Raw genomic sequence first — 5,582 nt, 5'->3', positions numbered from 1 at the left:
CGGCGAAGGCTGGGACGTGACCGTGATCACCGACGCGTCGGGCGGGATTTCGAGGGAGTCTCACGAAGTTGCCATCCAGCGAATGATCGCGGCCGGCGCGAACGTGATGACCGTGATGGCGCTCACTGGCGAATGGCAACGCGATTGGGCGCGCACCGAGCATGTCGAGGAGCTGACCGAGATTCTCATTCAGCACTTCGGCGGCAGCGGCATCGCGTACCTCTGGGAACAGCAGCTGCTCAACACGCCGGTGCCGAGCGCCGCGGGCTGATCTGGGCGGAGGTGACGAAAGCTGGAGCGATCCCGCGCCAACAGGCTGGCTGCTTATCGAGCCGCGTCATCCCGCTCCACAAGACGGCCGCCCATGCCTGAATGCAGGGGCGGCCGGTGTCATCAACGATCACTTCCTCCAGCCATTGACCGCAACTGCAGCCGGCGCAGCCTGACTATCTATCGCCTCATTGAAAGGACCATGGAGATGTTCGGCGGAGCGCTCCCGAGAGGAAATAACAGTCATCCATCCGAACTTCAAAGTGAGCCTGACGCAACCGGGCGCTCTGATCGAGACGATGACTCGCAGTTCGGACATATCGACTGGAACAGAGGACCTTGCAACCAATCGACAACCCGTCAAGCACGCGGTTGTCATCATGTCTTAGGTACAAACTGCTACCCATGTCTCCGGAACGGACCTTCGACGTCTGGCGGAGGAAGTGTCTTCTAAACCTAAGTCCGCCATCGTCCGCTAATATACCAAAAACCCGTTGATTCCCTTGGCCTTTCGGCGTTCTGCGTTTGCAGTAGTCCGGTCAAATCCGCTAACATCGTGCATCGAAGTTAGGAACGGAGTTGCAGGGAATGGTTCGCTCACTCAACTTGCTGGCCGAAACGACCATCCGCGCCAAAGGCCTGAAGGCAGGGCGGCATAGCGACGGCGGCGGGCTCTATTTGTTGGCGAAGAAGGAAGGCACCAAGTCCTGGACCTTCGTCCACTTCAAGGGCTCTGGAAAGGGCCGTCAGTGGAAGGAAGTTGGCCTCGGCTCTTACCCTTCCGTATCTTTGAAGGATGCGCGCATTGCCGCCACCGACTGCCGGGACCGCCTGCGCCGTGGCCTTGACCCGATCGACACGGAAGCCAAGACCGAAAAGCCGACATTCGCGAAATGCGCCGAAGACCTGATCGCTGCTGTCGGCAAGGGCTGGCGCAATGCCAAGCACAAGGCACAGTGGGAAATGACCCTCGGCGATGCCTACTGCAAATCGATCCGCAAGAAGCCTGTGGACGAGGTGGACACGGCCGACATTCTGGAGATCCTGAAGCCGATCTGGTTCGAGAAGCCGGAAACGGCGCAACGGCTGCGCGGTCGGATTGAGCGGGTCTTGGATGCGGCGAAAGCTGCAGGTCATCGATCGGGAGAAAACCCGGCCTTGTGGCGCGGTCACCTGCAACACCTCCTGGCTAAGGGCAAGAAGCTTTCACGCGGCCACCATGCCGCTATGCCATACGCGGACGTGCCGGCGTTTGTGAAGCGCCTGCGGGCGTCTGAGGCTATGTCGGCGAAGGCGATGGACTTTCTCATCCTGACGGCTGCGCGCTCTGGCGAAGTGTTAGGCGCCAAGTGGCCCGAACTCGATCTGGACGAGAAGGTCTGGACTGTGCCGGCTGATCGCATGAAGGCCGGCGTCCTTCATAGGGTGCCGCTGACTGATGCCGCCCTGGCTATCCTGACGCCGCTCTACGATGCGCGCGTGTCGGACTATGTCTTCCCAGGGGAGAGCAAGCGGCCGGTTGATATGCCGCTGTCGGTGATGGCGATGACGATGCAGATGCGGCGCATGGAAGTCGGGCAATACACGCCGCATGGTTTCCGGTCAGCCTTCCGAGATTGGGCCGGGGATGAGACCAGTTTCCCGCGCGAGGTCGCGGAAGCTGCTCTTGCCCACAAGGTCGGCGATGCTGTCGAGAATGCCTATCGTCGGTCGGACGCATTGGAGAAGCGCCGCAAACTGATGTCTGCTTGGGCGAACTATCTGAATGCGCCTGCGGCTCGGGGTAATCTACGTGTCGTAAGATAACGTTGGTATCCGCTCGTGCATGCCATTGACTAAACGCGGCAAATCGCCGAGATTCACATCGTTCTGTTGAACTCGGAAAAAATCAGTTTTGAGGGACCGGCCCGGCTTTCTGCCGTGCCACGCTTGCAGAGCCTCTCCTAGAGAGGCCTGCGCCCTGCTGTTTTTCCTGTCCCTTACCCCCAGAGAAACCAGCGGCTCGTTTTACCGGATGTCGTTCGCTTTACTGTCGAACGGGAACGAACGCTGAACATCTCTGTGGGCAACCTGTGGATAAACACCAGCTAAGTCATTGGAATGAAAGGGGTACAAAATCCCTCGGGATAACACTCTCCAGGGTGTGCAGAGGGACTCGAAATCCGCTAGAATCCGTAACAAATCACCCGCGTCTGTTTGGCGCGAACCAAAGGAAGGAACTGAAATGGAAGTAAGCCCAAACGCATTTACTGTTTCGGGATTTTGCGCTGCTTTCGGCGTCGGTCGCTCGTTGCTCTATGAAGAGCTGAAATCCGGTCGCTTGCCTTACCGCAAGGCAGGACGGAAGACCCTGATCCGCAAAGATGATGCGCAAGCCTGGCTCGATGCTCTTCCGAAAGGAGCGACGGCCAATGAAGCCGGAAAGTAAGCGGTCTCCTCGCCAAAGCAGCCGCCTACTTTCCTACCTCAAAATCACTCCTCCAATCGCGGACCTAAATCGGAAAAGGAAGAATGACATGCCCCTCATAGCAGTCGACGCGAGTCGCGTTAATGCAAACTCTGTTAAGAGCGCGAACAAATTCAGCATCATCGTCAAGGTCGAGCCGGATGGAAATCCGATCCGACTGGACGGGCGCGTAGCTTGGGCAATGCGCGAGTTGGTCAAAGCCGGTCAAAGTGGCTGTACACCAATCACGCATCCCGGGCCTCGATGGTCAGACTACACGCACAAGCTGCGCAAGCTCGGGTTCGCCATTGAAACCGAGTACGAGAGCCACGGCGGCCCGTTCGCCGGTTCGCACGGAATCTACCGCTTAAGCTCGCCGGTCGTGATCCTTGAAGACGTGGCTAACGCCGCATGAGCACCGGCATCGGCAATACTCAAGGCCCGGTCGACCTCGCCGCCACTTGGCTGGCTACCGGCTCGGCGGATCGCACGAAGGCGATAATCCCGCAGATCCAAGAGCGGTTCAAATTGCCACTCAAAGACGCGGTGGAGGCCTGCCGGCAAGCGGCGCTGATCCGGGCGAGGGCCCACTGATGATGATGGACAAACACGCTTGGGGCCGGGCGGTCCGCTATTTCAAAGGTTTCCGGGATTCGCCGGGAGCCGTGCGAGTGGCGGGCGAGTTGCAGGATAAATACAACGAGGCTGTCGGCTGCGCTTGGCCGACGCGCGAAACAATTTCCCAGATGCTCGGCGCCGATGCTCCTGAGCAGATTTCCAAGTGGCTTCGAATTCTACAGAACGCGGGCGCGATTACGCGCGTCCCTGTTCGAAGCCTTCCCCTCGAAAAGCAGCAAATCATCGGTCGATCGGCGAAACGCTCCCAAGTCTACGTCCTGAACTTTGGCTGGGCGATGGACGTTTTGTCCGATCTGGACGAGTATGTCTGCGACCGCCAGAACAAGGTGATTATCCAGTCACCTCTGCCGTCTTTACGTAATCGTCCAAATACCCCATTGGATAATCAGACAGTCACCTGCGCGGGTGACGGTGTGGTTACCCTTATACCTTATGATCAAACCTTAGATCACACCTTAGAAGATAAAAGGGGCTCCGAAGGTTCAAACCTTAGTGCTTACACGCGCGAGAGGGCTGCATGATGGGCCTCGTGATCTGCTTTCCAATGGCTCGTCGTCTCGGAAAAATCAAACGGACGGCTGAACTGCTATCGGCTCGTCGCGGTCGTTCGGCTGACCACTATTGGCGCCAGACTGTCGCGGGCGTCGTCGGGCAACTGACCAGGGCCGGAATGACCGAAGCCGCGATAAGGAAAGAGGTGCAGACATTTTCGGACGCCGTGCAGGAAGAGCTACGGCGCGCCGCGCGTCGCAATGAGGGCGACGCAGCATGACGGTAATCGAGACAGCAGACGGCTTCGTCGTGGTCGACGGCACGGCAACATTGGCCGGACCGTTCCCGACCAATGCGGAAGCGTGGCGCGCGGCCGATCGGCTTGATGGCTCGCCTATATCGCCGGCTGAAAAGCGGGCTGACTGGATATCCACCAAGATCCTTTCTGCGGGACCGGCGCCTAGACGGTCGGCGAAAGCCATCCGGAAATCTGCGGATTCCGGTGGAATTTCAAGGAACCTCAGCCGAAAGGAAAAGCGGGAGGCGAAAAAGCAGCGCAAGGCTGAGAACCGCCTGAAGATCAATGCGGCCAAGGCTCCGGGCTGGTTGCGGAAGGGCGCCTCGGCGAAGTTCGATCCCCAAGCCAAGCGGGCCTTCAGCACCTCTCAACTCGGCACGTTCGGCGCCGCATCCCCAGTGCGGCATGTGAATATTAACGACTATCTCGCCTCGAAAGGTGTGCCTCAATGACGAACGCACTCGTTTCCTTCCCGGTATTCGATGAGAAGCCATCCGACGACTATGTTGACCGGTGGCTAGAGTTTACGAACGCGACTGGGCATCCGGAGCGCTTCGAGAATGTGACGACCACCAAGCCTGAAATCATTGGCACACTTCGCTTCCTATCAGGCGAGATCGAGGTTCCAATCTTTAAGCGCGAAAACCAGGACATGGTGCCATGTCCTATTTGTCATCCTACAGGCCCTTGGTTCAAGATCGGCCGGATGGCCTTCTTCCCCGATGAGCGTGTCGTGAGATTTATCGGCCATGACTGCGCCAAGCGGCACTACAAGGGCGAGTTCGATATCGCCGACGAGCGGTATCGGAAAGAGGCCCGAATTCGTCACCTTCAGCGCCGATGGACGGCTCTTGCTGAAAATGTGGACAGGATCGCGAAGTTTGCCAGATCATTGGCCGAACCGGCAAAGGCGCTCGAGGACTTGCGAGCCGAAATCGACAAGAAGGAGTCGGGGCTCTCCAAGTTGCTCTCGCGCGAACTGTCGCGCAATAGCGGCCGAATTGAAATCCAAGTGGATAGCGGGGTGAAGGATACCAGCGGCAACGCTGTCATCGTCAACGATGTTCTCGGCCTCGCTTCTGGTTCGGAATTCTGGGGCCGGCCTTATGTGCCTTACCAGCAGTTGTTGAGCCTCCAGCGCGATGCGGACGATTTAAAAACACCGCTGCCGGTGTGGCGAAGCGAGGAGTTGGACAGCGCCCACGAAGAGGAGATAGTCCGTCGCGGGACTTCAGCCGACATGCTACCTGAGCGGCTGGATGACCTCGCCTTTCTGCTCATTCGGTCGCAAAACTTCTTCGCCGCCGACAACCTGGCTCTTCTGGAGCGGTGGGGGAAAAATACCGGATCACCCTTCACGTCTCTGATTTGCCGCGTTGAAAATGACCGTCTGGTCATCGCCTCCAACACATTCGCCGGCTACCACCGCGTCAATCC

Annotated in this window: 8 protein-coding genes and 1 pseudogene; all 9 read left to right on the top strand. The window is 58.5% G+C overall.

The window, feature by feature from the left end:
• Positions 1–271, top strand: a pseudogene (locus tag EN984_RS20745) (isochorismatase family protein); the annotation flags it as partial.
• A gap of 587 nt (positions 272–858) precedes the next feature.
• Positions 859–2,076 carry a site-specific integrase gene (locus EN984_RS20740; protein WP_127268279.1) on the top strand — a complete coding sequence of 406 codons (1,218 nt, stop codon included), beginning with the start codon at positions 859–861 and terminating at the stop codon, positions 2,074–2,076.
• Positions 2,077–2,494: 418 nt separating this feature from the next.
• Positions 2,495–2,698: an excisionase family DNA-binding protein gene (locus EN984_RS20735; RefSeq protein ID WP_127268280.1), complete on the top strand. Its 204-nt coding sequence runs from the start codon at positions 2,495–2,497 to the stop codon at positions 2,696–2,698.
• 88 nt (positions 2,699–2,786) lie between these two features.
• Positions 2,787–3,131 carry a hypothetical protein gene (locus EN984_RS20730; protein ID WP_127268281.1) on the top strand — a complete coding sequence of 115 codons (345 nt, stop codon included), beginning with the start codon at positions 2,787–2,789 and terminating at the stop codon, positions 3,129–3,131.
• Positions 3,128–3,310, top strand: coding sequence for a hypothetical protein (locus tag EN984_RS20725; protein ID WP_127268282.1), 183 nt, complete (start codon positions 3,128–3,130; stop codon positions 3,308–3,310). Before EN984_RS20730 ends, EN984_RS20725 begins: the two co-directional genes overlap by 4 nt.
• Positions 3,310–3,876, top strand: a complete 567-nt coding sequence (locus tag EN984_RS20720) for a hypothetical protein (protein WP_127268283.1) — start codon at positions 3,310–3,312, stop codon at positions 3,874–3,876. The genes EN984_RS20725 and EN984_RS20720 overlap by 1 nt, the downstream gene beginning before the upstream one ends.
• Positions 3,876–4,127 carry a DUF6074 family protein gene (locus EN984_RS20715; protein ID WP_128361561.1) on the top strand — a complete coding sequence of 84 codons (252 nt, stop codon included), beginning with the start codon at positions 3,876–3,878 and terminating at the stop codon, positions 4,125–4,127. The genes EN984_RS20720 and EN984_RS20715 overlap by 1 nt, the downstream gene beginning before the upstream one ends.
• On the top strand, positions 4,124–4,597 hold the full coding sequence (locus EN984_RS20710; protein ID WP_127268285.1) for a hypothetical protein: 474 nt from the start codon (positions 4,124–4,126) through the stop codon (positions 4,595–4,597). The genes EN984_RS20715 and EN984_RS20710 overlap by 4 nt, the downstream gene beginning before the upstream one ends.
• A partial coding sequence (locus EN984_RS20705; RefSeq protein WP_127383918.1) for a hypothetical protein occupies positions 4,594–5,582 on the top strand: 989 nt, incomplete at its 3' end. The genes EN984_RS20710 and EN984_RS20705, both read left to right, overlap by 4 nt.

Source organism: Mesorhizobium sp. M7A.F.Ca.CA.004.12.1.1, from assembly GCF_003997835.1.
In the GTDB taxonomy this organism is placed as follows: domain Bacteria; phylum Pseudomonadota; class Alphaproteobacteria; order Rhizobiales; family Rhizobiaceae; genus Mesorhizobium.
The sequence above is the reverse complement of the archived record's forward strand: the minus strand, read 5'-3'. Positions and strand labels throughout refer to the sequence as shown.